Origin of the sequence: Parasedimentitalea huanghaiensis (assembly GCF_009753675.1) — a bacterium.
Taxonomy (GTDB): domain Bacteria; phylum Pseudomonadota; class Alphaproteobacteria; order Rhodobacterales; family Rhodobacteraceae; genus Parasedimentitalea; species Parasedimentitalea huanghaiensis.
This window is the reverse complement of record NZ_WQLV01000002.1, coordinates 507541-533647: the sequence shown is the minus strand read 5'-3', so window position 1 is coordinate 533647 and position 26107 is coordinate 507541. Positions and strand designations below refer to the sequence as shown.

The following is a 26107-nucleotide window of genomic DNA, read 5'->3' as shown; positions in this document are numbered from 1 at the left end:
TAATTACTTAACTTGTGTAGCAATTTGAGGATTTGGGGTCAAGTTTTGAATTGGCCCTGAACTTCCTTCATTCGGGCAATTGCCTTTGCGGGCATGTAAGGTGATAATTAGCCATGACAAAAGCTCTTCCCACCACCGACCGATCCTTGCCTATTGCACTGCTGCGTGCCCGTGAGAGGGTGATGGGACCTATTCGAGCCCTTCTTAGCGACGTGGATCTGACTGAGCAGCAGTGGCGGGTTCTGCGGGTGGTGCAGGAAAGCGGCTCAATTGATCCGACACAGATCGCTGAACAGGCTTGTTTGTTGCTGCCCAGCTTGACGCGCATTCTGCAAAAACTGGAAGACAAACAGATGATTGGTCGTGCGCGAGATCAGCAGGATCGCCGCAAGCAGGTGATTACCATCACTGCCGCAGGAGAGGCCGTGATTGCTGCCAACTTGGAAGCAAGTCTGGCGCTGGTCGCTGAAACCCGCGCAAAAATGGGCGTAGACCGCTATGAGGCGCTATTGGATCTCCTGAACGAACTGGACCGGATCGAGTTGTAGTACGCACATCTTGCAGTCGTAACGTGAAAACTCTCAGTTGACGCCTTGCGTGTCAGTGTTGAAATGGGTGCCATTCAGCAAATGCATCCTGATCCCACTCATCGTTTAGCGCGGCTTGGCAAGGCAAATACTACGCGGATCGTTTTACGATGGGCGTCGCAAGAAAATTTGCACATCCGCCACATTGGTGCCGGTAGCGCCGGTGATCAGCAAGGCGTCAGCCGCTGCGAGGGCTGCGTTGCTGTCGTTATCGGCCAGTAAGGCATCGGGGTTGGCACCGCTCTTGCGAATTTGGTTCCAGGTTTCGGCAGTGACTATCCCGCCGGCGGCCTGTGTCGGACCATCGCGGCCATCGGTTCCGCCAGACAGGAAAAGCCAATCTCCGGTGAGGTGTTCTGCACCCAGTTTCGCCAGCCAGAGCGCCAGCTCTTGATTGCGACCACCCAGGCCTGTTCCCTTGATTTGCACTGTTGTCTCTCCGCCAAAGAGCAAGGCCACGGGTCTGTCGGTTGGGGCCGCGAGCGCAGCATCAAGGATGGTTTGCGCGGCGGCTTCGACATCTCCGGTTAGTTGATCGCTGATCAGTTGGGCATCCCAGTCTGACGCCGTATCGAGCATAGATTGCAGGCTGTGGCGGTTTGATCCAATCAGGGTGTTGGATGCCTCAGGAAGAGAGGCGTATTGGTTAGGTGTTGCGTCAAGGTGTGCATGGACTGATGCAGGAGCTGCGTCCCATATTTCGGCCTGTTGCATGACATCGCGCGCCTGTGCCGGAGTGCCAATGGGTGCTACGCTGGGGCCAGAGGCGATGGCCCGCAGATCATCGCCGATTACGTCGGATAGGATGTAAGCGGTGACCGGGGCTGGGGCGGCATGACGCAGTAAGCCGCCACCTTTGATTGCGGACAGTTGTTGGCGGATCAGGTTCATGTCGTTGATTTCAAGACCTGAGGCCAGCAGCAGTTCATTGACGGCTGCCTTGTCGTCCAGGGTCAGGCCGGCGGCTGGCGCAACGACAAGAGCGGATCCGCCGCCCGAGATCAGGGCGATGACCCGATCATTGTCAGTAGCGGAGGTCAGTAGGTCAATAACTGCACGTCCTGCAGCGGCACTGGCTTCGTCCGGAACCGGGTGCGAACCGCTGAGAGTGGTGGCGCCGGGAATGTCGCACAGGTTTTCTGGGTTGGTCACCGACAATGCAACACGTGGTTCTGGGATCAGATCCAAGGCCTCTTTCATCATTGGTGAAGCGGCCTTGCCAATGGCGATTACAATGTTGCGGCCGCCATTTTGTAGGGTAGGCAGCGGTTGATCGGCCAACTGCCTGCGAAGAGCCGCGGCAGGATCTGCGCGTTTCACTGCTGCGTCAAAGAGAGAAAGAGCAGTGGTGCGAAGATCTGACATAAAAGTCCCGTCCGTGAATTATACCCAATCCTGACGCCCGCTGTGTCGGAGCACCTTACCTGACGGCAGGGATGGGAATGTTAACGCTAAATGCTGGGCAGGTTGTGCCCGAAAAAGGTCGGGCAGGTCAATCCGTAGCTCAGGGGTTGGGTCAAGAACGCCGTTTATACATTTGCGGGCCATCTGCGGTGATCGAATGTAAAGAGAGAGTGTGATCCATATTTTGCATCCGATGTTTCAGCATTCCCCGCAAAAGCCGCGTTAGGTCTTTCTGGTACTCGGGCTTTTCTGCGACGTTTTCGAATTCACCCGCGCCTTGGTGGTCGAACAGCATCGGGGGCAGATCAGCAGCGAACTCCACCAGTGTAAATCGTTCATCACGTAGGATGCCAAGTGATGAATTACTGGGGGTGGTGCCCAGGGTTTGCTCCCATTCGGAGGGAGAGCCTGGTTTGGCAAAGTCGAGTTCGGAGAAAGAGTATTGCCGCCAATCCGCTGGGGTCTCACCATGCAGCAAAGGCAGCAGCGAACGCCCATCCATAGCATTTGGAATGTCTTGCCCGATCCAGTCCAGAATTGTTGGTGTCAGGTCGATGGATTCGGTGATTTGGGTCACGACAGCTCCGGCGCGAGCCTCATTGCTCGGCTGGCGAATGATCAGTGGAGTGTGATAGGCTGCGTCATAAACCGAGAACTTGCCCCAGCTGTGGCGGTCACCCAGCATCTCACCGTGATCCGCTGAAATCACCACCAGTGTGTCATCCTCCTGACCGCTGTCTTTCAGAAACTGCAGGACGCGTCCAATATGGTTGTCGACTTCTGTTGCCAGCCCAAGATAGAGCGCGCGCAAGGTTTGGATGTTGTCATCCGTCGGCTGCAAATCGGGAAAGCCCATGACGAAATCTGCAGGCGTGTAGGCTTGTTGGGTTGGGGCAAAGAACGGGTGGAGTGTGATTTCTGCATCTGGTGTATCAAGGCGTTCCGGTAGCGGGAGCGCGGCGGGATCATACATATCGTTATAGGGCGCCGGTGCCACCAGTGGTGGGTGAGGGCGTATATAGGTGAGATGCGCAAACCAACTTTGATCCGCATAGGCTGGCATGGTGGCCAGAAAACGGTCGGTTAGAAATGCGGTGTCACTGTGTTCAGCGCTGTAAAGAGCAGGATCGTTCAGTCGGGGCGTGCCACCTGTCGGTGAAACAGGTTTGTAAACGTCCGGGTAGTGGTCAAACTGATACCCTTGATTGAGCAAGTGCGAGCGCCACGGATAAGACATCTCCATCCGCATCTCCAGCATCTCCTGAAAACCATTCATTTGGTATTCATAGGAGCGAACGGCAGGGTCATTGGCATGATGAGCACGCGGATCTTGCGAGGTATCGGTATAGCCAAACAGCATCGGCAGGTATCCGGCCTTGCGCATTTCTGTCGCTATGTTTGGCGTGTCGTGGCGCAAAGGGGTCCCGTTGCGAACCGAACGATGGTTCATCGCATATTGCCCGGTTAGCAATGATGCGCGCGACGGGCCGCAGGGGTTTACCACTGTATAATTGCGTTCAAATGTCACTGCTTGCTGCATAAAGGAGCGCAGGTTTGGCAGCTTAACATGATCTGCCATGGCGCCAAACAGGCAGTCAGCCCGCATTTGATCGATCAGGATGAACAAAACATTTTTGGGATTGGCCATGGTGCATCTCCTTCACCGAGTCTGAATGTCAGATAAACGTGAAATGCGCTCGGAGAAAAGAGGGTATTTGTGGGTAATCTATGGAATTTTGGGGTAATGTGGATTTGGTGAGGAAATTTTCTTGATGGTTGTGGGTTTTTGTGTATTTTTGGGGCTAACTTTGACTGCGCGAGAGAGCCACCTTTGACTGGCACACAATCCCTTTCCCACCGTGAACTGGAGCTGCTGGGGGCTTTGCGCCGCTTGGGTGGGTCCGCTCGAAGTGCAGATTTGGCCAAAGCACTGGATGTATCTGAAGAAACTGTACGCCGCACCGTTAAGGCCTTGTCCAAGGCCGGAGCAGTGTTGCGGGTGCATGGCGGTGCACATCTCGTTGGTGCGCAAAGTGAACCCAGTTTTTATCACCGGTTTGGCCAGGATTCCGCAGTTAAGCAGCGGATCGCAGCGCAGGTGTCTCGGATCGTTCGGGATGGAATGACGGTTTTTCTGGATGTAGGCTCTACCACCGCCTATGTCGCCGAGGCATTGCAGCGAAAATCCAACTTAACCGTCGTTACCAATTCGATAGGCGTGGCCCAGGCGCTGGCCAGTCACAACGGCAACCGCGTGCATTTGTTGGGCGGGGAAATGCAAAGCAATGAGCGCGGGACATTTGGTTATGTGGCGGAACACCAGGCGCGCCGATTTGTGTTCGATGTTGCGGTGCTGTCAGCGGATGCCCTGACCGCCAAGCACGGTGTTCTGTATCAGAACGCCGGCGAGGCCCAGTTGGCGACTGTGGTCGCAGACTGCGCTGAATGTACCGTGTTGGCGCTGGCCCATCCCAAGTTTGATGAGACTGCTCCGCATCGTGGACCCTTGCTCGGAAATCTGGATCGAGTTGTCAGCGATAAGGCGCCGGGAAAGAAGTTGACGGCGGCATTGGCGGGCCACGGGATCGGCATTGATATTGCCAAAGACGGAAGCGGCGAAGATGGCAAGTAGTATTGGCAAAGGCTGTTGGTATCAGGTCGCCGCAAAGAGGAGCCTAACATGGCGATCGTAAGCTTTCTGGTCAGTTTGATGGGGGCCACCATGTTATTGCTGTTCGCGGTGCGGATGGTGCGAACGGGAATCGAACGGAGCTATGGCGCCTCATTTCAACGGGTGCTGACCGGGCAGCGCAGCCTGTCCCAGGCAAGCCTGGTTGGTGTCGCACTGGCAATCGTGCTGCAGAGTTCGGCAGCGGTGGCGCTACTGACCTCGGGATTTGCCGCCAGTGGAATGCTTAGCTTTCCAATTGGGCTGGCGATTGTGCTGGGCGGCGATTTGGGTTCAGCGCTGATCATTCAGATACTGTCCTTCAAGCTGGATTGGCTGGTGCCGCTGCTGTTGGCTGTGGGCGGTTACATGTTTGTCAAAACCGAAGCCAGAAAAGTACGACAGTTGGGTCGAATCCTAATGGGCGTGGCGTTTATCCTGATTTCGCTGCGTTTCCTGCGCGAGGCGATGGATCCGATTCGTGATAGTGCCTTTTTGCCTGCGGTCGCCGAATACCTTGCGCGGGACTATATGACAGCCTTTTTGGTAGGCGCGGCGCTGGCCTTTGTGATGCATTCATCGGTGGCGGCGATTTTGATGTGTGTGACCCTGGTACAGATTGATGCGATTCCTTTTGCGGCGGGCCTGTCACTGGTGCTGGGCGCGAACTTTGGATCGGCATTTATCCCGGTCTGGCTAAGTCGGGGTATGACATTATCGGCGCGCCGAATTCCTTTTGCCAATTTGATCCTGCGCGGAACTTGGGCTGTAATCACGCTGTTTGCTGCCAATTTGGCGTTACGATCTGGGGCATTGGGAGATCCGCAAGGCGGACAGATGTTGGTCTATGCCCATCTTGCATTTAATGCGTCTCTACTGCTGTTGGCGCTTCCTGTGTGCATGTCGTTTCAGCGCGTTATGGAAGGCCTGATGCCCGATCCGGCCGTTAAGGAAAATATCGAGGTTGCAACCGGCCTGCCTGCAAGCACGCTGGATCTCACTAACATTGGCCCACCAACGCAGGCTCTTTCTAGTCTTAAGCGTGAGTTGTTGCGGATGTCGGGGTTGGTCGAGGCAATGTTTCGACCCGTGCTAGGGCTGTATAAATCGGGTGACAAAGCCCAGATTAAGGCGATTCAGGATCTCGATGTTGAGGTCAACGCCTGCCTGTCTGGTATTCGTTCATTTGTCGCGGCTATTCCGCCCGAAGAATTTGGCAAGGCCAACGCCAAAGTGGCGCGGGATATGGTGGAATATGCGATTCGATTAGAAACCGCGGGCGATGTTGTGGCCAAGAGACTGAGTGTGCTGGCCGGTGAAATGGGTGCAAATGGGGCTGATTTCTCGAATGAAGGTTGGATGGAACTGACGCGCATGCATGAAAGCATTCTGGCCAACCTGTGTCTGGCATCGAATGTTCTTATCTCAGACGACTTGGAAAGCGCCCGCTTGCTCAGCCTAGAAAAGACAGAGCTGAAACGAGCTGAACGTGATAGTCGCAAACGCCATCTGAAACGGTTGCAGAGTGGCAGTACTGATAGTTTTGAAACCTCAGATATCCATCTGGAAACCCTAAGAGCCCTGCGTGAATTTAACAGCCACATTGCCGCAATTGCTTATCCGATTCTGTATTTGAATGGGCAGCTGCTTGAGACACGCCTGATCGAGGATATGCCGCAGGAGCAATTAGAAACTTGAAAATTTTTTGTTTTCGTTTGGAATTGAACGTCACAGAGACTGGGCACTTAATTTGTGAACGTCATACTGAAGTTACGCCGTTGACGTAAGGCTACATGCAAGCGCAAGCTGTAAGGTGGGTTAGAATGCCGCAGGTCTTTACCTGGGTTTCCCAATCCAGAGGCATTGCGCAAACTGGACCGATTTGAGTTTGGAATATTCGATTCTGGTCTTATCAATTATTGAAACTGTCACTGTAGGAGAGCCGCAACCATCCGCAAAACTACCGAGTAATAAACAGCAAGAAAAACAATACAATCTTCCAACGGGGAAAACACTATGACTATCAAAACATCTGTAACCCGCCGCTCGCTGCTGAAAACAGCAGGCGCAGCAGCGCTGGCAGCACCACTTTATTCCAAAAGTGCGCTGGCATCGTCGGGTGAAATCAACATCCTGATGTGGTCGGACTATCTGCCACCAGCATTCCTTGAGGCCTTTCAGGCCGAGACCGGCATCAAAGTGAACTACACTGGTATTGGTTCGAACGAAGAAATCATCAACAAGATGAAGGCCACCAAAGGCCAGGGCTTCGACATCGTATCGCCCACCAACAACCGTTCGCTGCAGTGGGGCCCGCTGGAGCTGCTTCAGCCGTTTGATCTGAACAAGGTTGCGCTGGACAAAGTGAACCCATCGATGTCCAAAATCGGCACCGATGCGTGGAACTTTGGCGACGCTGGCGCACACTGGCTGCCGCACATCTGGGGTACCGAAGGTATCGCATACCGTACCGACAAATGGCTGCCAGCTGGTGATGCACCATCTTATGGCGACGTTTGGTCCGAAGAAAATGCTGGTAAGACCATGGGTCGCGCACACTCGATGATGCTGGGTGCTGGTCTGTACATGGAAGCCTCCGGTCAAATGGATGCCGGATCTGTCTGGGCGGCTTACAACGACGAAGACACCATGCGCAAAGTCTGGGGTCAGATCGCTGACTGGTGTGTTGAGCGCAAGTCGCGCATCAAACTGATCTGGAACGACGCTGACACTCAGAAAAACGGTCTTCTGAACGAAGGTGTTGTTGTTGGCCAGACTTGGGATGGTCCACCGCTGGCACTGAAATCTGCTGGTGAGCCTGTTCACTACCAGGCACCTGTCGAAGGTGCGATGGCATGGGTTGACGGCATGTCCATGCCTATTGGCGCGAAAAACATCGATCAGATCTACGCCTTTATCGACTTTGCTTATGGCAAAGAAGCTGCTGGTGTTGCGATTGATAGCCACGGCTACAACTCGCCAGTTCTGGGCGCGGACACCTTCTCGGGTGACGTCTACAAGAAGAACTTTGCCGAAGCCTATCCAGGCGACAGCTTGGCCAATCTGAACCCATGGCCTGCTGAAGCTCCATGGTATGCAGATGTACGGACTGAGTTCGTGAATAAGTTCAAGAGCGCCTAAGCTTTTGAACGTTTGGCCCCCTCTGTTTGGAGGGGGCCATTTTCGCGCCAATGGCGCAAAATCAAATATGTGAAACTGGATGCAGCCTGATTAGACCGGTGGAAACCGCCGGGTCTGTGCTGTGCTGCACCGAGGGGGAAGCCACATGAGTGCTGGGGTTGGCGTAAATCTTGAAAATCTCTGGATCCGATTTGGAGATTTTGTCGCGGTTCGCGACGCAAACGTGAACATTAACGGGGGCGATTTCTTTTCGTTCCTCGGGCCGTCGGGTTGCGGTAAAACAACCATTCTGAGAGCCGTTTCAGGCTTTCTTGAGCCCAGCGAAGGCAACGTGCTGATCGGTGGCAATAATATGAAGGGCATTGGCCCGAACAAACGCCCCACTGCGCTGATCTTTCAGAACCTGGCGTTGTTCCCTTTGATGAAAGTCTGGGAAAACATCACTTTCTCGATGGAGATCAAAGGTGCATCGGCTAAAGAGCGCCGCAAGCGTGCGGATGAGCTGCTGGACATGATCGCATTGACTGGTCAGGGCGACAAGCTGCCAGCCGAACTGTCTGGTGGTCAAAAGCAGCGTGTTGCGATTGCCCGCGCGCTTTGTGCTGAACCAGATGTTTTGTTGTTGGATGAACCGCTGTCAGCGCTTGATCTAAAGCTGCGCCAACACATGCGGTCTGAATTGCGCGAAATTCAGAAACGGGTTGGCATTACCTTTATCTACATCACCCACGATCAGGGCGAAGCGCTGACCATGTCAGACAACGTCGCAGTTATGCGCGCCGGGGTGATTGATCAAATTGGTGATGGCAAAACAATCTACAACGATCCAAGCACAGCCTTTGCCGCTTCGTTCGTTGGCGAAAACAACGTGTTCCGCGGTACGGTCAAAAAGGTCATCGGCAACGAAGTCATGATCAACACCAACCGCTCTGGTGATCTGATGGCACGCATCTCGTCCAACAATGTGGGCAAGATGAAAGAGGGTGACGATGCCATGTTGTTCATCCGTCCCGAAGCCTTCTCTCTGGCGCCGCTTGGCACTCAGGGCGATCACTTTGTCACTGCCGAGGTCCACAAGGAAGAGTTTGAAGGTAATGTCTTTAACATCTTCATGGAAGGTGAAGGCGGCAAAGAGATGAAGGTGTCACTGCCAAACCTTGGGCAATCATTCGAAAGCCACAGGGGTGAACCGATGACCCTGGAGTATGACGTTCATAATGCCGTAGCACTGCCTGCCGGCGTGCTGGCAACGGAATAGGGGGGCTTGGACAGATGCCCCGTTTCCTAAGGGAATATTTCAACCGCAACGGCGTTGGGCTAGGCTCGGTCATGTTGGGTCTGGTCCTGTTCTGGACCATTGGCCTGATCATCCTGCCCCAGCTGTCGATGCTCGACTTTTCATTCCGGCCAAATCTGCCGCCGCCTGAAATCGGTGGTCCAAAGGATGTCTATACGCTGGAGAACTACAAATATCTGATCTTTGGCCCCGAAGGTGGCAGTCAGGACTATAACGCGGTCGATCTGAAGGTGTTTTACCGCACGCTGATTGCAGCTATTCTTGTGACCCTGTTCAATCTGATGCTGTGTTATCCGATCGCCTACTATCTGGCTCAGACCAAGGGCAATCACATCCGCATTCTGGCGCTGATGTTGATTATCCCATACTGGATCAACGAAATTCTGCGAGCCTTTGCTTTGCGGATTATCTTTGGCGAAACTGGTGTGCTGAATAACCTATTGGTGGGCGCGGGTGTGTTCGACACGCCGTTCGACTTTATCCGCAATGACATCGCGCTGTATGCGGGTCTGGGTTATGCCTATATCCTGCTGATGATCTTCCCGATCTATAACGTGATCGAAAGCCTGGATCGCAACCAGATCGAGGCGGCACGGGATATGGGCGCCAGCTGGACCCGTATTCATCGTCGGGTGGTTATTCCCTATGCCAAGCCGGGCATCAGTTCGGGTTGCACTATGGTGTTCATGTTGTCTGCCGGTGCGCTGGCTGCGCCACAAATTCTGGGCGGCCCAAGCAGCCTATGGTTCACTCAGTTGATCTATCAGCAATTCAACGACAATAGCGATTGGCCACAAGGCGCCGCCTATGCGGTTGTTCTACTGGTCACCTGTATCTTGCTGGTTCTGGCACTGATGCGCGTGTTCAAAGTGAACATGGGGGATATCGGCAAATGAAGAACTTCTCTTTGATGCGCATAAGCATTTGGGTCTATCTGGCCCTGTTCTTTGCCTACCTGCTGGGTCCTCTGGTGATCATGTCGGTCACGGCCTTCAACTCTCCGGGGTTCCCTCGGGCGGCCCCTTGGGAATGCCTGACCTTTGAATGGTTCTCGGCGCTGTTTCAGGACGAACGTATCCTGAATGGTATCAAGAACTCGGTCTTGGTGGGCATCGGTACCGTGATACTGTCAGTGGCGATGGGTTTGGCTGGGGCGCTGATGCTGACCCAGATCTGGCCTAAACTGCGGGCGACTTACTATACCATCATCATTGCGCCAATCTTGGTGCCCGGTGTGGTCATTGGTATTTCGACACTGGTGTTCTGGGACCGCGTCAATCGTATGCTCGGCTTGGATGCTGACAGCTTCCTCAGCAGTGGTTTGTTCCTGACCGTTATTGGCCAGTCCACCTTTATTGCCAGCTACTGCATGCTGGTGCTGGTGGCGCGTCTGCAGCGGTATGACAATGCCCTGACCGAAGCGGCACTGGATCTGGGCGCCAGCCACGCGCAGACCTTCCGCAAGGTTCTGCTGCCGTTCATGCGTCCGGCGATTGCTTCGGCTGCGGTGCTGGCGTTCCTCGCTTCGTTCGAGAACTACAACACGACCACCTTTACCTTTGGCGAATACCCAACTCTGACCATCGAGCTGGCACAAAAGGTACGTTACGGCATCACACCAGCGATTTCGGCCCTGGCCTTTATCATCGTGTTGCTAACCGTGTTTGCAGCCCTGTTCAACGAGGCGAAAATTCGTCGTCAGGAACTGGTTGCAGCGGCCCGTAAAACGGCCACCGTGGAAGAGCTGGAAACGGGCAAGCTGCGCTTGCCGGGCTTCCTGAGTTCAAACACGGCGGCGGTGCTGTTGGTTGTTGTTGCTATGGCCACGATCGCGGTTGTGGGCACAGCAACGGTCTACAGCCCGGCACAGTGTATCGCGGATGTTAAAGAGACGAAGCGATTGGAAACTGAGCTGCGTATTCAGGAATTGCTTCAGCGTCGCGCTGACGAAGCCGCCCGTCGGGCAGCCGAGGAAGGCGAACAGTCTGATCAGGCCCCTGCTACAGATGCGACACCAAAGCCGTCCAACGATTCCGGTTTTGGCAATGTCTTCAATCCTGGCACATTGCAGGATGGCGGTACCGAGACACCTGAAGAGGAGCCAGAGAACTCTGGGTCTGGCGGTGTCTTTGACCCCGGTAATTTGCAAAGCAACTAAAAGTACCAGAGGCGGCCTTGGGGCCGCCTCTTTTCTTTCCGGCATACGAAAACCCCGCCTTGGGGGGCTTCCCCATCGGTTTCGATCCTTCCAATACTGTTTGTCGTCTGTGCAGTGATAAGAAAGGCGGTACCGCCAAAGCGGATGCGGACGGGGATCAAACCCCGCGTGCTAAACGTTGTCTCTGCGCGCCCCTAACGTGATGGGGCCCTGTTCCAAGTGCCGGGGTTGATAGGCCCAGCGGTATTCGCGAATGGCTGCACTCTGCAACACCTGTTCTGATAAGTGGTAACCAGACTGAACGCTGGGTGCGCAACACCTTTGGGGTGAGGCGGGTGGGAATAAAAAGGAGGTGCACGGTGTAGAGCTATGCAATAGGTTCTGCATGCCATCGGACAGCAGTCTGATTGGGAGCGCCACACCTGAAGTGAAAGTCAGTTTTTGGCCACTCGTTCAATATTGAGAAAACTTGTTCCACATGCGATGCATAAGGTATGGACAAAAAATAAATTTAAGGGCTCAAAGAGGGCTACCCACCAAGCGACAGCGATGGCAGGCTGGTGCGCTGGTTGAGATTCCACTAGGTGAAAACTGCTGGGCCTATGGGCAATTAGGCGAAGAGTATGTCGTTGCGGTTTTTGAAGGATGCTTCTCGGTCCCCCCATCAATAGAGGACATCATTCACCTCCCGATTTTGTTCAAATCCTTTGTCTATCAAGATGTTATCAGCAAAGGGTACTGGCTGAAAATCGGCCGGGTTGAGCCTCGGAGCGATGTGCTCCATGAAGAATACCGTTTTATGCAGGACACAAATACCGGTGCTCTATCTCTTTATCATTCGGAATTTGAGGATCAGAACTGGAAACAGCCAGCGCTTTTAAGTGAGTGTCTTGGATTGGAATGCGTAGCTGTTTGGGAGGCAGGCCACGTTGAAGACCGGATCATCGCAACGCGTGATGGTCGGAAATGTAAGTGGGCAAGTTCTTTAGCTATAGATTTGTCTACAGTCCCCGCGCACCAGAATGACGTTCACTAGAGGTGATTGCGCGACCGAAGGCTTCTTTTTGCCAAAAATACTCAAATCCCAGACGGGGCGAGGTGGAGTTCGACATTGGGAGCGGTGCGGGCCAGATCGAAGGCTTCCGGGAGTCTGTCAGTGACAAACTCGTCTACCTGCGAAAACGCGGCCACCCGATGTGATGCTCCGCGGTTCCACTTGCTGTGATCAGCGACGCATATCACTTGGCGAGCATTGGTTTGAATTACATTACTAACCTCGGCATCGAACTGCTTGAAGTCCAGCAAACCAAACTCTGCATCGAGAGAGCCCGCGCCAACTACACCATAATCCGCAGCAAAACGGCTATAGCCGTTCAAAACCGAGCTACCAACAAGGTCGCGATCCTCTGGGCGCAGCATCCCGGCAACCATATGCACTTCGCAGGAGGGGGCGTTGCAGAGTAGGCGGGCTACCTCGAGGTTATTGGTGACGATGGTGGTATCTGGCGTCTGTGCCAGAGCCTCGGCTACATATTGAATGGTTGTGCCAATACCCAACAATACGGTTGATCCAGCTGGTATCCGGTCGGCGGCGGTGCGTGCGATGGCGCGCTTGACCTGTTCATTCAGAATTGCCCGTGACCGAAAGTTGAGATTCACTGGGTTCGAAGGTGGCGCAACGCCACCGTGAACGCGTCGCGCCAGCCCCTGATCGCAAAGATCATTGATATCGCGCCGAATGGTTTGGGTGGCGACCGAAAAAAACTCGGCCAGGTCATTAATCGACAGCAAGCCTTCGCCGCGCAATTGTTCAACGATTTGGCGCTGACGGTCGTTAAGATCGGAAAGAGTGTCCATGACTTTGCATTGCCTAGATAAAATGTCTTGTCAAATGGAGGGCGCAATCCAATCCGGTGAAATTCCGCTGGTGGTGATGAACTTTTTCACATCCAGACCTGCAAACAGCCCGTGATCGCTAATAAGAGCCGCACTCCAACCACGCGCCCGCGCACCTAAGACATCGGTGTGCAAAGTGTCGCCAACCATTGCGATACGCTTGCGTTCGATTGTTGGAAGGCGCCGTTCAATAGTCTCGTAAACTGAGGCAAAGGGCTTGCCGTGGAAAATCACCTCGACGCCCAAACGGTCCTGCAAATCATGGGCGAAATAACCGGGTTCAAGCGACAGGCCATTTTCGCGAGGGGCTACCAGGTCGGGGTTTGCAACAACTAAGGGCCGTGGCCTCCGGCGCAAGCTGTCATGAAGTAAGGCTTGACGTTCAGCGCTCCAGTCAGCGGCGCTGAGCATCAGGAAGGCCTGAACGCGATCGTAAGCGCGCGGATCATCCAGTAGCGCTTGTGCGTCGACGTTCAGGTCTTCGGCTTTGAAGGCCGCTGGGGCGATCACGCCCCAAGGTCCATGAGGGCTGACGATGCTGAGATGTGCTTCGCAAACATCACGGCTCGAGATGATCTCTTCTGGTGCGAAGTCAAATCCCAACTGGGCAAATTTTGCCTGAGTTTGGGCACGGGTATAACTGGCGGCATTGGTCAGCACCAACACCTGTTTTCCCATGTCGCGCAACTGCTGCACCCGATCATGCGCGCCTGCAATGGGGGTTTCTCCAACGTTTAGAACACCAAATGCATCAAACACAAAAACGTCTACTTGATCATCTAACTCATGCAGGCCTGCGATCTTCTTACAGGCCCCGGCGTTTGACGCGGCGGGCAAGCGACAGCGAATTTCCTCGTAGCGATCAAAGGCCTGATCCGGTGTCATTGCAACTGGTCCTCAAGAGTGGGGGTGTGACCCTGCGCTGCCGACACGTCGTCGCGCAATGCCAGCGCCAGTTTGGGGTCGTCAGTGATGATGCCATCAACGCCCAACTGTAGTTCAGCACGCAGGAGATCCTTGTCGTTGACCGTCCAGGTCATTACTTTTAGCCCCTGTTCCTGCGCGTGCATTAGGCTTTCGCGGTCAAGGTCCCGGAAGTAGGGGCTCCAGATCGCCGCGCCTGATTGGCTCAGAAGCTCTGGAAGAGCTGCAAACTCAGGATCAAGACCATCCAGCCAAGGCGAGCCAGGGAACAGCGTTCCGTCCGTATGGGTGCTGCGGTTGAGAGACAGATGAGAACGGCGCAGCTGCGGATAGCTGCGTGCGGCGGCTGAGAGGATCTGCCAGTTAAAGGCATGCAGATAGCTTTGTTCGACCATGCCATGGCGTCGCAACTCATCAGCAACAATTTGAACAAAGGTATCCGCAGAGACTTGATCACTTGCAGTGGGGCTGTGTTTCAGTTCAACCAGCAACTCGACCTCAGTAGAGTTGTCTTTCATAAGCAACAGGAACTCGGTCAGGGTTGGAATGCGACAGTTGGGTAGGACCGCCTGATGTGGTGTCTTTCGGGCGCAATCACTGCCGGGGCGAATGCCGCCCACATCAAACTGTCGCAATTCCTCGAGCGTCAGCGCGCTGATGGCCGGGCCCTCACTTTGCAACCATTCACCTGCACTGTTGCGGGTGGTGTCACCTGACAGTCGAGGGTTGTGAGTGACCACTGGGATGCCGTCTCGGGTCAGCAGCAAATCAAGCTCCAGACCATCGGCCCCTGTGTCTATTGCATATTGAAAACCTTCTAGGGTGTTTTCGGGCAGGGCAACCGGGGCACCTCGGTGGCCAAAAACTTTTGGCATTGCGGTCATTGGTTGTCCCAGTTCAATCGCTGACCTGTTGTGCCGTCAAATAGATGGATCTGATCCCGCCCACAGCTAAGTGCGATGCTGTCGCCGCTGTCACGCGCCTGCACGCCGTTTAGCCGAACTGCCAGTGGTGATTGCGAACCGGCAATGGTTCCATGAACCACTGTGTCGGCCCCCAATTGTTCGATGAATCCGACTGAGAGCTCAATCCGGGTCTCTCCGGCTGTGTTTTGATGCAGATGTTCGGGGCGGATGCCGATGGCGATTTGGTTGCCAGCTGCAGTGGGCAATTCGGTTCCAAAGTCAATCTGGTGACTGCCATTCAGCTGCAAACTGCGGCGGTCAGAGCTGACGGTGCCATCCAAAACGTTCATTGATGGGCTACCGATGAAGTCCGCAACAAAGCGAGAGGCGGGGCGCAGGTAAAGATCCATCGGCGTGCCGATTTGTTCAACCTTGCCGTTGCTCATGATGATAATCCGGTCAGCCAGACTCATGGCTTCGACCTGATCATGCGTAACGTAGACAAACGTGGCGCCCAGTCGTTTGTGAAGGGCTTTTAGTTCGGCGCGTAGCTGGGTGCGGAGTTTCGCATCAAGGTTCGACAGAGGCTCGTCGAACAGAAAAACCTTGGGATCGCGAACAATGGCACGACCCATGGCAACCCGCTGGCGTTGGCCGCCAGACAGATTGGCGGGCTTACGATCCAGAAATTCCTCCAGCCGCAGGGTGCGGGCTGCTTCAGCAATGCGTTCTGCGATTTGTGCTTTGGGCAGGCCTTCGTTTTTCAGGCCATATTCCATGTTTCCGCGGACCGACATATGCGGATATAGCGCGTAGTTCTGGAACACCATGGCGATGTCACGTTCGCCGGGTTCCAGGTCATTCACGCGACGGTCGTCGATTTGTAGATCGCCCGAGGTGATGCCTTCCAGACCGGCGATCATGCGCAGGATTGTGGACTTGCCACAACCGGATGGACCGACCAGTACGATGAACTCACCATCGGCAATATCGACGTTGACGTCGGAAACCGCAGTCACACCGCCCGGGTATACTTTGCCCAGAGATTTGATGCTTAGAGTGGCCATTTATTTCTCACTTTCCACCAGCCCTTTGACAAAGAGCTTTTGCATTGCAACGACAACGATTACCGGGGGGATCATGGCCAGCACGGCGGTGCCCATGATGTAATGCCAGACCGGCAGGCTTTCGCCCGAGTTCACCATGCGCTGGATGCCCATGACGACGGTATAAAGGCTTTCGTCGGTCGTGATCAGAAGGGGCCAGAGATATTGGTTCCAGCCGTAGATAAACAGAATGATGAACAAAGCCGCGATATTAGTACGGCTGAGTGGTAGCAGGATGTCCCAGAAGAACCGCAGAGGGCCTGCACGGTCGATACGCGCAGCCTCGACCAGCTCATCCGGGATCGTCAGGAAGAACTGACGGAACAGGAAGGTGGCGGTAGCCGATGCGATCAGTGGTACGGTTAGACCTGCATAGGTGTTTAGCATCCCCATTTTCACCACCACATCAAATGTCGGCAGAATGCGGACCTCTACCGGCAGCATCAAAGTGATGAAGATCATCCAGAAGAAACCCATGCGGAATGGGAACTGAAAATACACGATGGCGTAGGCCGAGATGATGGAGATGGCGATTTTACCGAATGTGATGACCAGCGCCATAATCAGGCTATTGAACATCATCGAACCGATCGGTACACCGCCGGCTTCGGGCAGGCCTCCAACCAAGAGTTGGCTGTAGTTTTCCCAAGCACGATCACCAAACCACAGCGGGATCGGAGAACTGCTCAAAGCCTCGGGGCCATGGGTTGACGCAACCAATGCCATCCAGACGGGGAAGCACAGGAACAAGACGCCAATGATCAGCACCGCATGGGTGAGAAAGGTCAGGAAGGGGCGATTTTCAACCATCAGTACTGCACCTTGCGTTCGACAAATCTGAATTGGACAAAGGTCATCATGATCACCAGACCCATCAGGATTACGGACTGAGCAGCTGAAGAGCCGTAGTCCTGGCCGATAAAGCCTGTGTTGTAGACCCGGAACACCAGGATCGATGTTGCATCAACTGGGCCGCCTTCAGTGGTGGCGTGGACCAGCGCAAAGGTGTCAAAGAATGCGTAAACCAAATTGACTACCAGCAAGAAAAACGTGGTTGGGGTTAGCAGCGGAAAAACAATGGTCCAGAACCGGCGTACAGGTCCGGCACGGTCAATGGCTGCGGCCTCAATCAAGGATTTTGGGATCGATTGCAGCCCGGCGAGGAAGAACAGGAAGTTATAGCTCACCTGCTTCCATGCGGCGGCGACGATCACCAGCAACAGTGCCTGATCCCCATTCAAGTAGTGGTTCCAGTCGACACCAACATTTTTTAGCCAATAGGCCACAATGCCCAAAGAGGGATTCATCAGGAAGTACCAGATCACACCAGCCAGGGCAGGGGCCACCGCATAGGGCCAGATCAGCATGGTCCGGTATCCGGTCGCGGCCTTAACCACCCGGTTTGCCGCCACGGCCAGCCCTAGTGAAATCGACATCGCCATCACGGCAACCGAGACACCAAAGATCAGTGTGGTTTTGAACGAGCGAAGATAGCTAGGGTCCTGGAACAGTTCGACATAGTTCTGCATCGCAACCCATTGACGTGAAAAGCCAAACGCATCTTCGATGAAGAAGGAGCTTTCCAGCGCCTGATAGGCTGGCCAGAAGAAGAAAATGAGGGTGATCGCGATCTGCGGGAGGACCAGTAGATAGGGCAGCAGCCGAGAGCGAAAGACGACACGCTTTTGCATGCGGGGGAACCTTTGGGGGAAGTCTTGAAAAATGGGAGGCCCTGCAGGGGGCCTCCCGAGCCTGATAATCTAGGCTATCACTTGTTGGCAGCTTCGAACTTGCGCAGCAGCTTATTGCCACGTGCAACCGCTTCGTCCAACGCAGTCTGCGCGTCTTTCTGACCCGACCAGACAGCTTCTAACTCTTCGTTGATGATGTCACGGACCTGCACAAAGTTACCAAAGCGCACACCCTTTGACGCTGGGGTCGGGGTGTTCAGGCTTAGCTGCTTGATGGCTGTGTCAGTCATAGGATCTGATTCATAGAACTTCTGTTCTTGAGACAGGTCATAGGCAGCGTTGGTGATCGGCACATAACCGGTTTCCTGGTGCCAATATGCCTGCTGCTCGGCAGCGGACACAAACTGGAAGAAGTCAGCAACGCAGGCGTATTCGGGTGACTCGTGACCTTGCAGAACCCACAGGGTTGCGCCGCCAATGATCGAGTTCTGCGGGGCGTCTGCTACAGCTGTATCCAGTGGCAACATGGCTTGACCAAATTCAAACTCGGTGATGTCTTTCTTGAAGCCACCATAATAGGCCGAGGAGTTGATCCAGAGCGCTGTTTCACCATTCACAAACTGGGCACGGCTATCGCCACGGCGGCCACCGTAAACAAATGTGCCTTCTTTACCCATGTCAGCAATACGCTGAATGTGGTTTACAACAGCTTCGTTGTTGAAGGTGAATTCGGTTTCCAACGAGGCAAAACCGTTCTCTTCGGACCCAACCGGAAGGTTGTGCCAGGCTGAATAGTTTTCGATGTTGGACCAGGACTGCCAGCCAAACGAGAATGGTTTGGTTACGCCGCTTTCTTTTAGTGCGCGGGCCGCAACTTCGACTTCATCCCATGTGGTTGGAACAGCAACACCAGCAGCGTCCAGGGCGGTTTTATTGTACCACAGAACCGGAGTTGACGAGTTGAACGGCATCGACAGAAGCTTGTTATCAGTGTCGGTATAGTAGGACACAACGGCGGGCAGGTAGGCCGACTGGTCAAAGTCAACGCCGGCGTCAGCCATCAGTTCGTGGACAGGATAGATCGCGCCCTTTTCACCAGCGGCCATCATAGTCGCTGTGCCAACTTCGAATACCTGCACGATGTGCGGCTGTTCACCGGCGCGGAAGGCCGCGATGGCAGCTGTCATGTTTTCTGTGTAGTTGCCTTTGTAGACAGCGTTGATCTGGCAGCTATCGGAGCCACCGTTATAGTCTGCAGCAAATTTATCGACGATCTCACCCAGTTGGCCGCCCATGGCATGCCAGAACTGTACTTCGGCCTTGTCAGCCGCAGCAGTGGTAGCAGCCATGGCAAGAACCGTGGTTGCCGAAAGAATTGATTTCAGTTTCATTTCGATCTCCTACGACCGGTACCACGTTCATCTGAACCGCGGTCTGGTCCCCTGAATTGTAATATGTGTGGGTTCATGTGCCCACTTAAAGCAGCATAGAGCGCTTATGTAACGCTCATATGAATTCACATTGCGTTCAAATGAACTTTTGAGTCAACAACGAAGGTGAGGGAGGTCTTGTTTTTTGGTTTGGACTCTTACGGTAAATTGATATTGGTTAATGGCTGTACTTTGATTCGGTACAATCTACGGATGAGTTGACTCAATAGAGCGACCATGCAGAGCAATGTATCTGCCATATGCAGTACAAGAGCACCCCTTCTTGATACAATCGTGATTGATACATTGGTACAATGTGTACCTGTATGGAAAAAGGCGTGGAAGAACCCAATTTTGCGTGCGCTATTCGACCACTTTGTCAGGGTGCTTGACGGCTAATAGACGATTGATAATCATGCCTCCTAATTTTCTGGGAGGAAATTTTATGAAACTGACATCAACACTTACGGGTATCGCGCTGGCATTGGGTACTGCGGTGCCAGGTTTTGCAGCGGATGTGACCGCACGTATTTCACTGCAACTGCCGCTGAAAAGTCATTTGGGTCAAAACCTTGCGCTGTTCAAGTCCGAGGTCGAAGCAAATTCCAATGGTGAAATCGCGGTCGAGATTTATGACAGTGCGCAACTGTACAAAGACAAAGAAGTTCCAGCCGCTGTTGGATCTGGTGCAATCGAAATGGGCGTTGCTTCACTGACTCGTTACGTTGGCGATGTACCCGCAGTGGACGTGTTCTATATGCCGTTCCTGTTCAATTCTGAAGAAAAAGTACGCAAAGCGACCGCGCCGGGTAGTGATGTGCGTGGGCCAATTGATGCCGCCATTGCAGAAACAGGGTCTACAGTGATGTGGTGGCAGGCCTATGGCGGGGCGATTATGTTGTCCAAAGATGGCCCAGTCAAAACACCAGCTGATATGGTTGGAAAGAAAGCACGCGTATTTGGTAAAACCTTAGGTGATTTCGTCACCTCAACGGGTGGCGCACCGACGTTGATTTCGGGTTCAGAGCAGTACCTCGCCTATCAGCGTGGTACAGTCGACATTGGTATGACAGGCGTATCTGGTGTTAAATCCCGCAAGCTGTGGGAGGTGATGGACACTATCACCGTGACCAATCATGCAGACATTGAATTCATCGTTGTAGCCAATACTGACTGGTGGAATGGCCTGTCTGCAGAGCATCAGAAGGTCATGAGCGACGCGGCGCTGATGGCAGAACTGACCGTGCGCAACAAGGTGACTGAGATCGAAGCTGGCGCCTATGCCGCAGCTGAGGAAGCAGGCATGAATGTCTATCACCCAACCGCTGAAGAGATCGACGCGTGGAAAGCAGCCTCGGCTTCGGTGTATGACGGATATCGCGCCAAAACTGGCGATCTGGGCGCCCAGATCCTATCGGCAGCAGAGCAGTACTAAGCTTGAACTAAAGATCAGGCCGGACTTGAATATTGGTCCGGCCTTTTGCTGTTCAAAATCCGAAAGTTAAAAGACTATGTTCAACCGGTTTGTCACCATGCTTGCCTGGCTGGCTGCGATTCTGTTTGTCGTCGCCGGGATCATGCTCACCTACGAAGTTGCGGCGCGTTATTTCTTTGTTAACCCAACGATTTGGGCTGCGGAGTTAAGCCAAGGTTGCTTGATCTGGGGCGCCCTGATTGCGTCTCCTTGGTGCCTGCGGGAGCGGCGACATATCCGGATTACCGCTGTGATTGGTCATTTGCCACGATCTGGCCGCATCGTTGCGGATGTTTTTGCTATGGCAGCGGTTGCGGTATTTTCTTCAATTGTAGGGGCTTACGGCTGGAAGATCTTCCATGAAAGTTTCGTGAGAGGCCGCACAACAGGCTCTATGCTGGACTTGCCGATCTGGATTGTAGAACTGGCCGTGCCTTTTGGTTTTGCTGTGTTGTTTATTCAGTCTCTAATTGAAGTTTTACGCGCTGCACGAGGAGAAATAGTAGCCGAAGGAGAACATGAATGATTACCGTATTCCTGATTCTTCTGGCGCTGTTTTCACTGCTTCTGTTGGGTGTTCCTGTGGCCTTTGCATTGGGGGGGCTGGGCCTGTCGATGTTGGTCGTTGGTGGGTTTTCGCCGCTGATGGCACCGCAGGCCATACTCTCTACGCTGGATGGGTTTATCTTGCTGGCGGTGCCGCTGTTCCTGTTGATGTCAAACGTCTTGCTAAAAGGGGGAGTGGGGAGAGACCTATACGCGGCTGTACAGGCCTGGGTTGGCCACTGGCCCGGTGGGCTGGCTGTTGCGACGGTGATTTCCTGCGGGTTGTTTGCGGCTATCTCGGGGTCATCAGTGGCCACTGCAGCCACGATCGGCACCGTAGCTATTCCCGAAATGCTGAAACGTGGCTATGAAAAGCGTTTTGTTTTTGGCTTGCTCGCGGCGGGCGGTACTCTGGGCATTCTCATCCCGCCATCGATCCCGATGATTGTTTATGGCTTTGTTACCGAAGAATCAGTGATTGCTCTGTTCCTGGCTGGGGTCGGGCCCGGCTTGCTGCTGCTGGTGCTGTTTGGCGGCTACGCTATGGTCTATGCGTCAATGCGGGGTATGGGGCGGTCAGAGAAGGCCAGTTGGCCAGAACGCAGCCACGCGACGCTGCGCGCCTTTCCATCTATGGCGCTGGCGGCGGTTGTTGTCGCCGGTATCTATGGCGGTGCTTTTACCCCAACCGAGGCAGCGGCAATTGGCTTTGCTGGCGCTGTGGTGATTACCGTGCTGGTGCTGCGCACACTCTCTTGGCCACAGTTTTGGGAAGCAACCAAAGACGCTATGGCCACCACAGTTGCGATCTTGATGATCGTCGCCGGGGCCAAAGTGTTTGGCAAAGCCATCACCCTGTACCGCATTCCTCAGGACATTAGCGCCTTTTTGTCCGATGCGGTTAGCAGCCCGGTCGGATTCGTGGTGCTGGTGGCGTTGATTTTGCTGGTGATGGGGCTGGTTCTTGAGGCGCTGTCAATGGTGCTGATCATGACGCCAGTTTTGTTGCCCGCTGCCATGGGGCTGGGTTTTGACCCGATCTGGTTTGGCATCTTCATGGTGCTGATGGTCGAAGCGGCGCTGATTACTCCTCCGGTCGGCCTGAACCTTTACGTGATCCAATCGGTAGCCCGTGCAACGCTGGGAGATGTGGCACGCGGTGCGGTACCATTCCTGCTGCTGATGTTCCTCTGTGTTGTGATCCTGTATTTGGTTCCTGACCTCGCCCTCTACATTCCTTTCAAACTGTGATTGCCATGACAACTCCTGCTGACCAACTGCGTGCCCTTCTGGCGCAACCTCGTTTGCACACCATGCCCTGTGCCTATGATGCACTCTCAGCCAAACTTGTTGAGCAGGCCGGTTTTCCGCTGACCTTCATGACTGGGTTTGGAGCTTCGGCCAGTCGCATTGGCGCACCTGACTTGGGTTTGATGAGCTATGGGGAAGTGGTGGATCATGCGCGTAACATTGCTGGCGCGGTGTCGATCCCAATGATTGGGGATGGCGACACCGGGTATGGCAATGCGATGAATGTGCGGCGCACGGTGGCAGGCATGGCCTCAGCGGGCTGTGCGGCAGTCATGATCGAAGACCAGCTGGCGCCCAAACGCTGCGGCCATACGCCGGGTAAGGCAGTGGTCGGCCGCGAGGAAGCCTATGACCGGATCCGCGCCGCGGTGGATGCGCGCGAATCAGGGGCGGATATCCTGATCCTGGCTCGTACTGATGCCCGTCATGAGCATGGTCTGGCTGAGGCCCTGACGCGGGCCCAAAAGTTTCGTGAACTGGGGGCGGATATTCTATTTGTCGAGGCACCACGGTCCGAAGCTGAAATGCGTGAGATCTGTGCAGCGACGGATGCACCCAATATGGCGAATATCGTCGAAGGCGGCGAAACACCTGATCTGTCGCGCGAGGTGCTGCAGGATATCGGGTATCGCATCGCGGCCTATCCGCTGACGCTGATGTCAGCAGCAATGCGGGCGATGGTTCAGACGTTGGAGCAGCTGGCGAAAGATCAACCACGCGACAGCTTGATGGATTTTGGTGATTTGCGAAAGCGAATTGGGTTTGATGACTATTACGCAGAGTCGGAAATCTACACCAGTTCAGCCCGCACTGTGAAAGATCCGCACTAGGTCATTTTCTGGTCGATGATCTAGGGCTGGCAGGTTCCAAATGTCATTCCGTGGATCGCCCGGCAATGAAGTCTGGAATGTGCATTCCGGTTCTCGCAACACCGATCAGCATCCGGGGTTCCGGATGCCGTGGGTGAGTACCGGCATAAGCTGGTCTTTGTAGGGAAAATTGGTCGGGCTAAGAAGATTCGAACTTCTGACCCCCTGTACCCAAAACAGGTGCGCTACCAGACTGCGCCATAGCCCGACCGTGAGGGCGGAATAGATGCTTCGAAGCGGATATGCAAGCCTAATATCGAGAGTTTATTTGTTCGACTTCCGTTTTAGCAGCAGCGAGATATTGACGCCCCCAGAGGTGTAGCCACGGGTCCGGGTTTGCAGCACTGGGGTATTGCGTGACTGGCCGCCCGAGGCCTCGCGGATGACGATGAAAATACCACTGGCGATAATGATTCCCGCTCCCAGAAGGGTGCTGAGATCGATGGCCTCTCCGAACAGGAAAAATCCAAACAGGGTGGCCCAGATGATCTGTGAATATTGCATCGGCGCGACGATCACGGCCTCGCCGAGGGTATAGGCGCTAACCATCAATAGGGTGGCGAAAAAGCCAAATATGGCAACAACTACAAGGCCGCCCAGTGCCGATGCTTCAAGCGGTACATAAACGAAGGGCAACGCGATTCCCATCGCTACAAAGGTGGTCATAAGCGGGTAGATCATCAGGACCACCCGGCGTTCATGGGTGCCAATTTTGCGTAAGATCACAGATTGCAGAGCGTTTCCGAATGCGGCCAAAAGTGCCGCGGCATGCCCCCAGCCGAATTCGGTACCGCCAGGACGCAGAACGACCATGACACCTATGAATCCAAGAACAACGGCTAGCATCCGGGGCAGTCCAACTTGTTCCCTTAGAACAGGAATGGACAGCAAGGTTACTAACAGGGGGGTTACAAACAATAGAGCATAGGCCTGGGCCAGTGGCAGTTGAGAAAACGCGTAGAAGGCGCTGGCAGGTACCAGGGACACCGCTATAGACCGAAGGGCCATCCACCAGGGATGCTGCGGCCGCAGGTTGCCGTGTGCCGGATCTCTGATCAACATCAGCGTAACCAGAGGAAACGACAGCAGGCTGCTAAAAAACACCAGCTGAAAAGGGGACATGCTGGCCCCCAAATATTTGACCACCACGTCGTGGGTCGAGAAAATGGCATAGCCCAGCAGAGCCAGCACAGCAGCTTTCAGGTTCATAGGTCACCAGTGGTTTTGGGTTGTGGCATACGGTCAAGGTTGTTGGGGTAAGTCTACAGGCTAACTGTGACGCTCATATATGAAAAAATAAAAGAGCGGGATTCGAAACATACTTGAATGGCAGCGCGAGCCTGGAAAAGGCGGTGGGGTGAATGACCTGAGATGAATTACAGTGCTAAGCAGCTATCGTGAATCCGGCAAACACTGTGTCACCAATAGCTGTCTCCGTTGTGTCGAATGTTCCAGTAACAAAAAGCCCCGCGCTGACTTATGCAGGCGGGGCCAAGTTTTGGTAGCACGAAGCTAAATTTTACAGGCTGGCGTCCAGTGCAGCCAGAACAGCGTCGCCCATTTCACTGGTCGAGACGGGTGTTACGCCCTCTTCGCCAAGCAGGTCAGCAGTGCGGACACCGTCGGCCAGCACGGATTCAACAGCGGCCTCTAGGCGGTCAGCCTCGGCGCCTTCGGCAAAGCTGTAGCGCAGGGCCATAGCAAAGCTGAGGATACAGGCGATTGGGTTGGCCTTGGCCTGACCGGTGATGTCCGGGGCAGAGCCGTGTACAGGTTCGTACATGGCGCGTGGGCGGCCATTGTCCATTGGGGCACCAAGCGAGGCAGAGGGCAGCATACCCAGCGAGCCGGTCAGCATGGCTGCGCAGTCGGATAGGATATCGCCGAACAGGTTGTCGGTGACGATCACGTCGAACTGTTTCGGTGCGCGGACCAGCTGCATGGCGCCGTTGTCGGCGTACATGTGCGACAGCTCAACCTCGGGGTAGTCAGCGTGCACACGCGTGACAACTTCACGCCACAGGATGCCGCTCTCCATCACATTGGCTTTTTCCATCGAGCAGAGTTTTTTGTTGCGGACCATGGCCAGTTCAAAGGCCGAACGGGCTGCGCGCTCGATTTCAGACTCGGTGTAGCGCTGGGTGTTGATGCCGACGCGCTCGTTACCTTCGTTGAAGATGCCGCGGGGTTCGCCGAAATAGACGCCCGAGGTCAGTTCGCGCACGATCATGATGTCCAGACCGGCGACCAGCTCTTTCTTTAGCGAGGAGAAATCAGCCAGGGCGTCAAAGCACTGGGCGGGGCGCAGGTTGGAGAACAGATCCATTTCCTTGCGCAGGCGCAGAAGGCCGCGTTCGGGCTTCACCGAGAAGTCCAGATCGTCGTATTTCGGGCCACCTACAGCACCGAGCAGAACGGCGTCAACTTCCATGGCTTTGGCCATTGTGTCGTCGTGCAACGGAACACCGTGGGCGTCATAGGCGGCGCCGCCAACAAGGTCGGTGCTGACATCGAACGCCAGGTCCCGCTTTTCGCCATACCAGTCGATGATCCGGGTGACTTGCGCCATGACTTCGGGGCCAATGCCGTCGCCGGGCAGAATCAGAATCGAAGGGTTGGACATGCGGATACTCCTTGAAATCGGTTGTACCGGAGGTACCCGCTAGGGTCCGCAGGGTCAATAACGCGCGAAGGTGAACG

Annotated in this window: 23 protein-coding genes and 1 tRNA gene; 12 read left to right on the top strand and 12 right to left on the bottom strand. The window is 54.5% G+C overall.

What is annotated here, in order from left to right; genetic code table 11:
* The first annotated feature begins 113 nt into the window (after positions 1-113).
* The gene (gene hpaR / locus GO984_RS06340; RefSeq protein ID WP_138161096.1) at positions 114-548 is read left to right on the top strand and encodes a homoprotocatechuate degradation operon regulator HpaR; all 435 of its coding nucleotides are present in this window, start codon (positions 114-116) and stop codon (positions 546-548) included.
* 144 nt (positions 549-692) lie between these two features.
* On the opposite strand, the gene GO984_RS06335 is transcribed toward hpaR, so the two are convergent.
* Positions 693-1952 carry a glycerate kinase type-2 family protein gene (locus GO984_RS06335; protein WP_157021693.1) on the bottom strand — a complete coding sequence of 420 codons (1260 nt, stop codon included), beginning with the start codon at positions 1950-1952 and terminating at the stop codon, positions 693-695.
* A 151-nt stretch (positions 1953-2103) separates the two neighbouring features.
* Positions 2104-3639 (bottom strand): alkaline phosphatase family protein, encoded by a 1536-nt coding sequence (locus GO984_RS06330; protein WP_157021692.1) that lies wholly within the window; start codon positions 3637-3639, stop codon positions 2104-2106.
* Positions 3640-3822: 183 nt separating this feature from the next.
* Here GO984_RS06330 and GO984_RS06325 point away from each other — a divergent pair, with 183 nt between their 5' ends.
* The 7 genes from GO984_RS06325 to GO984_RS24060 all read left to right on the top strand — a co-directional run bounded on the left by GO984_RS06325 (position 3823) and on the right by GO984_RS24060 (position 12291).
* Positions 3823-4623 (top strand): DeoR/GlpR family DNA-binding transcription regulator, encoded by an 801-nt coding sequence (locus GO984_RS06325; RefSeq protein WP_157021691.1) that lies wholly within the window; start codon positions 3823-3825, stop codon positions 4621-4623.
* A gap of 48 nt (positions 4624-4671) precedes the next feature.
* Positions 4672-6357 carry a Na/Pi cotransporter family protein gene (locus GO984_RS06320; protein ID WP_157021690.1) on the top strand — a complete coding sequence of 562 codons (1686 nt, stop codon included), beginning with the start codon at positions 4672-4674 and terminating at the stop codon, positions 6355-6357.
* 318 nt (positions 6358-6675) lie between these two features.
* Complete coding sequence (locus GO984_RS06315) at positions 6676-7800, top strand: extracellular solute-binding protein (protein WP_157021689.1); 1125 nt, start codon at positions 6676-6678, stop codon at positions 7798-7800.
* Between the two features lie 145 nt (positions 7801-7945).
* Positions 7946-9058 carry an ABC transporter ATP-binding protein gene (locus GO984_RS06310; protein ID WP_157021688.1) on the top strand — a complete coding sequence of 371 codons (1113 nt, stop codon included), beginning with the start codon at positions 7946-7948 and terminating at the stop codon, positions 9056-9058.
* Positions 9059-9072: 14 nt separating this feature from the next.
* On the top strand, positions 9073-9993 hold the full coding sequence (locus GO984_RS06305) for an ABC transporter permease (protein WP_157021687.1): 921 nt from the start codon (positions 9073-9075) through the stop codon (positions 9991-9993).
* Positions 9990-11255: an ABC transporter permease gene (locus tag GO984_RS06300; RefSeq protein ID WP_157021686.1), complete on the top strand. Its 1266-nt coding sequence runs from the start codon at positions 9990-9992 to the stop codon at positions 11253-11255. Before GO984_RS06305 ends, GO984_RS06300 begins: the two co-directional genes overlap by 4 nt.
* Positions 11256-11733: 478 nt before the next feature.
* Positions 11734-12291, top strand: a complete 558-nt coding sequence (locus GO984_RS24060; protein WP_483414167.1) for an Imm26 family immunity protein — start codon at positions 11734-11736, stop codon at positions 12289-12291.
* Positions 12292-12332: 41 nt separating this feature from the next.
* Here the strand turns inward: GO984_RS24060 and GO984_RS06290 are convergent, their stop codons facing one another.
* The 7 genes from GO984_RS06290 to ugpB all read right to left on the bottom strand — a co-directional run bounded on the left by GO984_RS06290 (position 12333) and on the right by ugpB (position 19168).
* Positions 12333-13112 carry a DeoR/GlpR family DNA-binding transcription regulator gene (locus GO984_RS06290; protein WP_157021684.1) on the bottom strand — a complete coding sequence of 260 codons (780 nt, stop codon included), beginning with the start codon at positions 13110-13112 and terminating at the stop codon, positions 12333-12335.
* Positions 13113-13142: 30 nt separating this feature from the next.
* Positions 13143-14036, bottom strand: coding sequence for an HAD-IIA family hydrolase (locus GO984_RS06285; protein ID WP_157021683.1), 894 nt, complete (start codon positions 14034-14036; stop codon positions 13143-13145).
* A complete protein-coding gene (locus GO984_RS06280; RefSeq protein ID WP_157021682.1) occupies positions 14033-14959 on the bottom strand; it encodes a glycerophosphodiester phosphodiesterase family protein in 927 nt (308 codons plus the stop codon). The genes GO984_RS06285 and GO984_RS06280 overlap by 4 nt, the downstream gene beginning before the upstream one ends.
* Positions 14956-16047 (bottom strand): sn-glycerol-3-phosphate ABC transporter ATP-binding protein UgpC, encoded by a 1092-nt coding sequence (ugpC, locus tag GO984_RS06275; protein WP_157021681.1) that lies wholly within the window; start codon positions 16045-16047, stop codon positions 14956-14958. The genes GO984_RS06280 and ugpC overlap by 4 nt, the downstream gene beginning before the upstream one ends.
* The gene (gene ugpE, locus GO984_RS06270; protein WP_138161110.1) at positions 16048-16896 is read right to left on the bottom strand and encodes a sn-glycerol-3-phosphate ABC transporter permease UgpE; all 849 of its coding nucleotides are present in this window, start codon (positions 16894-16896) and stop codon (positions 16048-16050) included.
* On the bottom strand, positions 16896-17777 hold the full coding sequence (ugpA, locus tag GO984_RS06265) for a sn-glycerol-3-phosphate ABC transporter permease UgpA (protein WP_157021680.1): 882 nt from the start codon (positions 17775-17777) through the stop codon (positions 16896-16898). Before ugpA ends, ugpE begins: the two co-directional genes overlap by 1 nt.
* Positions 17778-17854: 77 nt before the next feature.
* Positions 17855-19168, bottom strand: a complete 1314-nt coding sequence (gene ugpB / locus GO984_RS06260) for a sn-glycerol-3-phosphate ABC transporter substrate-binding protein UgpB (RefSeq protein WP_157021679.1) — start codon at positions 19166-19168, stop codon at positions 17855-17857.
* Between the two features lie 484 nt (positions 19169-19652).
* Here ugpB and GO984_RS06255 point away from each other — a divergent pair, with 484 nt between their 5' ends.
* The 4 genes from GO984_RS06255 to GO984_RS06240 all read left to right on the top strand — a co-directional run bounded on the left by GO984_RS06255 (position 19653) and on the right by GO984_RS06240 (position 23368).
* A complete protein-coding gene (locus GO984_RS06255; protein WP_157021678.1) occupies positions 19653-20642 on the top strand; it encodes a TRAP transporter substrate-binding protein in 990 nt (329 codons plus the stop codon).
* A gap of 76 nt (positions 20643-20718) precedes the next feature.
* Entirely contained in the window at positions 20719-21207 is a 489-nt protein-coding gene (locus GO984_RS06250; protein ID WP_138161114.1) for a TRAP transporter small permease, read from the top strand.
* Positions 21207-22478: a TRAP transporter large permease subunit gene (locus GO984_RS06245; protein WP_167740256.1), complete on the top strand. Its 1272-nt coding sequence runs from the start codon at positions 21207-21209 to the stop codon at positions 22476-22478. Before GO984_RS06250 ends, GO984_RS06245 begins: the two co-directional genes overlap by 1 nt.
* Positions 22479-22483: 5 nt before the next feature.
* Entirely contained in the window at positions 22484-23368 is an 885-nt protein-coding gene (locus tag GO984_RS06240) for an isocitrate lyase/PEP mutase family protein (RefSeq protein WP_157021676.1), read from the top strand.
* Positions 23369-23538: 170 nt separating this feature from the next.
* Here the strand turns inward: GO984_RS06240 and GO984_RS06235 are convergent.
* The 3 genes from GO984_RS06235 to leuB form a co-directional block, all read right to left on the bottom strand.
* Positions 23539-23615: transfer RNA gene (locus GO984_RS06235), tRNA-Pro, on the bottom strand.
* 56 nt (positions 23616-23671) lie between these two features.
* Entirely contained in the window at positions 23672-24616 is a 945-nt protein-coding gene (locus GO984_RS06230; protein ID WP_157021675.1) for a DMT family transporter, read from the bottom strand.
* 310 nt (positions 24617-24926) lie between these two features.
* Positions 24927-26030: a 3-isopropylmalate dehydrogenase gene (gene leuB, locus GO984_RS06225; RefSeq protein WP_157021674.1), complete on the bottom strand. Its 1104-nt coding sequence runs from the start codon at positions 26028-26030 to the stop codon at positions 24927-24929.
* Positions 26031-26107 lie beyond the last annotated feature (77 nt).

Coding starts and splice junctions, on each gene's coding strand:
- ugpC (WP_157021681.1), bottom strand. CDS start 16,047: ATGGCCACTCTAAGCATCAAATCTCTGGGCAAAGTATACCCGGGCGGT.
- GO984_RS06320 (WP_157021690.1), top strand. CDS start 4,672: ATGGCGATCGTAAGCTTTCTGGTCAGTTTGATGGGGGCCACCATGTTA.
- GO984_RS06280 (WP_157021682.1), bottom strand. CDS start 14,959: ATGACCGCAATGCCAAAAGTTTTTGGCCACCGAGGTGCCCCGGTTGCC.
- GO984_RS06290 (WP_157021684.1), bottom strand. CDS start 13,112: ATGGACACTCTTTCCGATCTTAACGACCGTCAGCGCCAAATCGTTGAA.
- ugpA (WP_157021680.1), bottom strand. CDS start 17,777: ATGCAAAAGCGTGTCGTCTTTCGCTCTCGGCTGCTGCCCTATCTACTG.
- leuB (WP_157021674.1), bottom strand. CDS start 26,030: ATGTCCAACCCTTCGATTCTGATTCTGCCCGGCGACGGCATTGGCCCC.
- GO984_RS06300 (WP_157021686.1), top strand. CDS start 9,990: ATGAAGAACTTCTCTTTGATGCGCATAAGCATTTGGGTCTATCTGGCC.
- GO984_RS06250 (WP_138161114.1), top strand. CDS start 20,719: ATGTTCAACCGGTTTGTCACCATGCTTGCCTGGCTGGCTGCGATTCTG.
- GO984_RS06240 (WP_157021676.1), top strand. CDS start 22,484: ATGACAACTCCTGCTGACCAACTGCGTGCCCTTCTGGCGCAACCTCGT.
- GO984_RS24060 (WP_483414167.1), top strand. CDS start 11,734: ATGCGATGCATAAGGTATGGACAAAAAATAAATTTAAGGGCTCAAAGA.
- GO984_RS06230 (WP_157021675.1), bottom strand. CDS start 24,616: ATGAACCTGAAAGCTGCTGTGCTGGCTCTGCTGGGCTATGCCATTTTC.
- ugpE (WP_138161110.1), bottom strand. CDS start 16,896: ATGGTTGAAAATCGCCCCTTCCTGACCTTTCTCACCCATGCGGTGCTG.
- hpaR (WP_138161096.1), top strand. CDS start 114: ATGACAAAAGCTCTTCCCACCACCGACCGATCCTTGCCTATTGCACTG.
- GO984_RS06285 (WP_157021683.1), bottom strand. CDS start 14,036: ATGACACCGGATCAGGCCTTTGATCGCTACGAGGAAATTCGCTGTCGC.
- GO984_RS06305 (WP_157021687.1), top strand. CDS start 9,073: ATGCCCCGTTTCCTAAGGGAATATTTCAACCGCAACGGCGTTGGGCTA.
- GO984_RS06330 (WP_157021692.1), bottom strand. CDS start 3,639: ATGGCCAATCCCAAAAATGTTTTGTTCATCCTGATCGATCAAATGCGG.
- ugpB (WP_157021679.1), bottom strand. CDS start 19,168: ATGAAACTGAAATCAATTCTTTCGGCAACCACGGTTCTTGCCATGGCT.
- GO984_RS06310 (WP_157021688.1), top strand. CDS start 7,946: ATGAGTGCTGGGGTTGGCGTAAATCTTGAAAATCTCTGGATCCGATTT.
- GO984_RS06315 (WP_157021689.1), top strand. CDS start 6,676: ATGACTATCAAAACATCTGTAACCCGCCGCTCGCTGCTGAAAACAGCA.
- GO984_RS06255 (WP_157021678.1), top strand. CDS start 19,653: ATGAAACTGACATCAACACTTACGGGTATCGCGCTGGCATTGGGTACT.
- GO984_RS06335 (WP_157021693.1), bottom strand. CDS start 1,952: ATGTCAGATCTTCGCACCACTGCTCTTTCTCTCTTTGACGCAGCAGTG.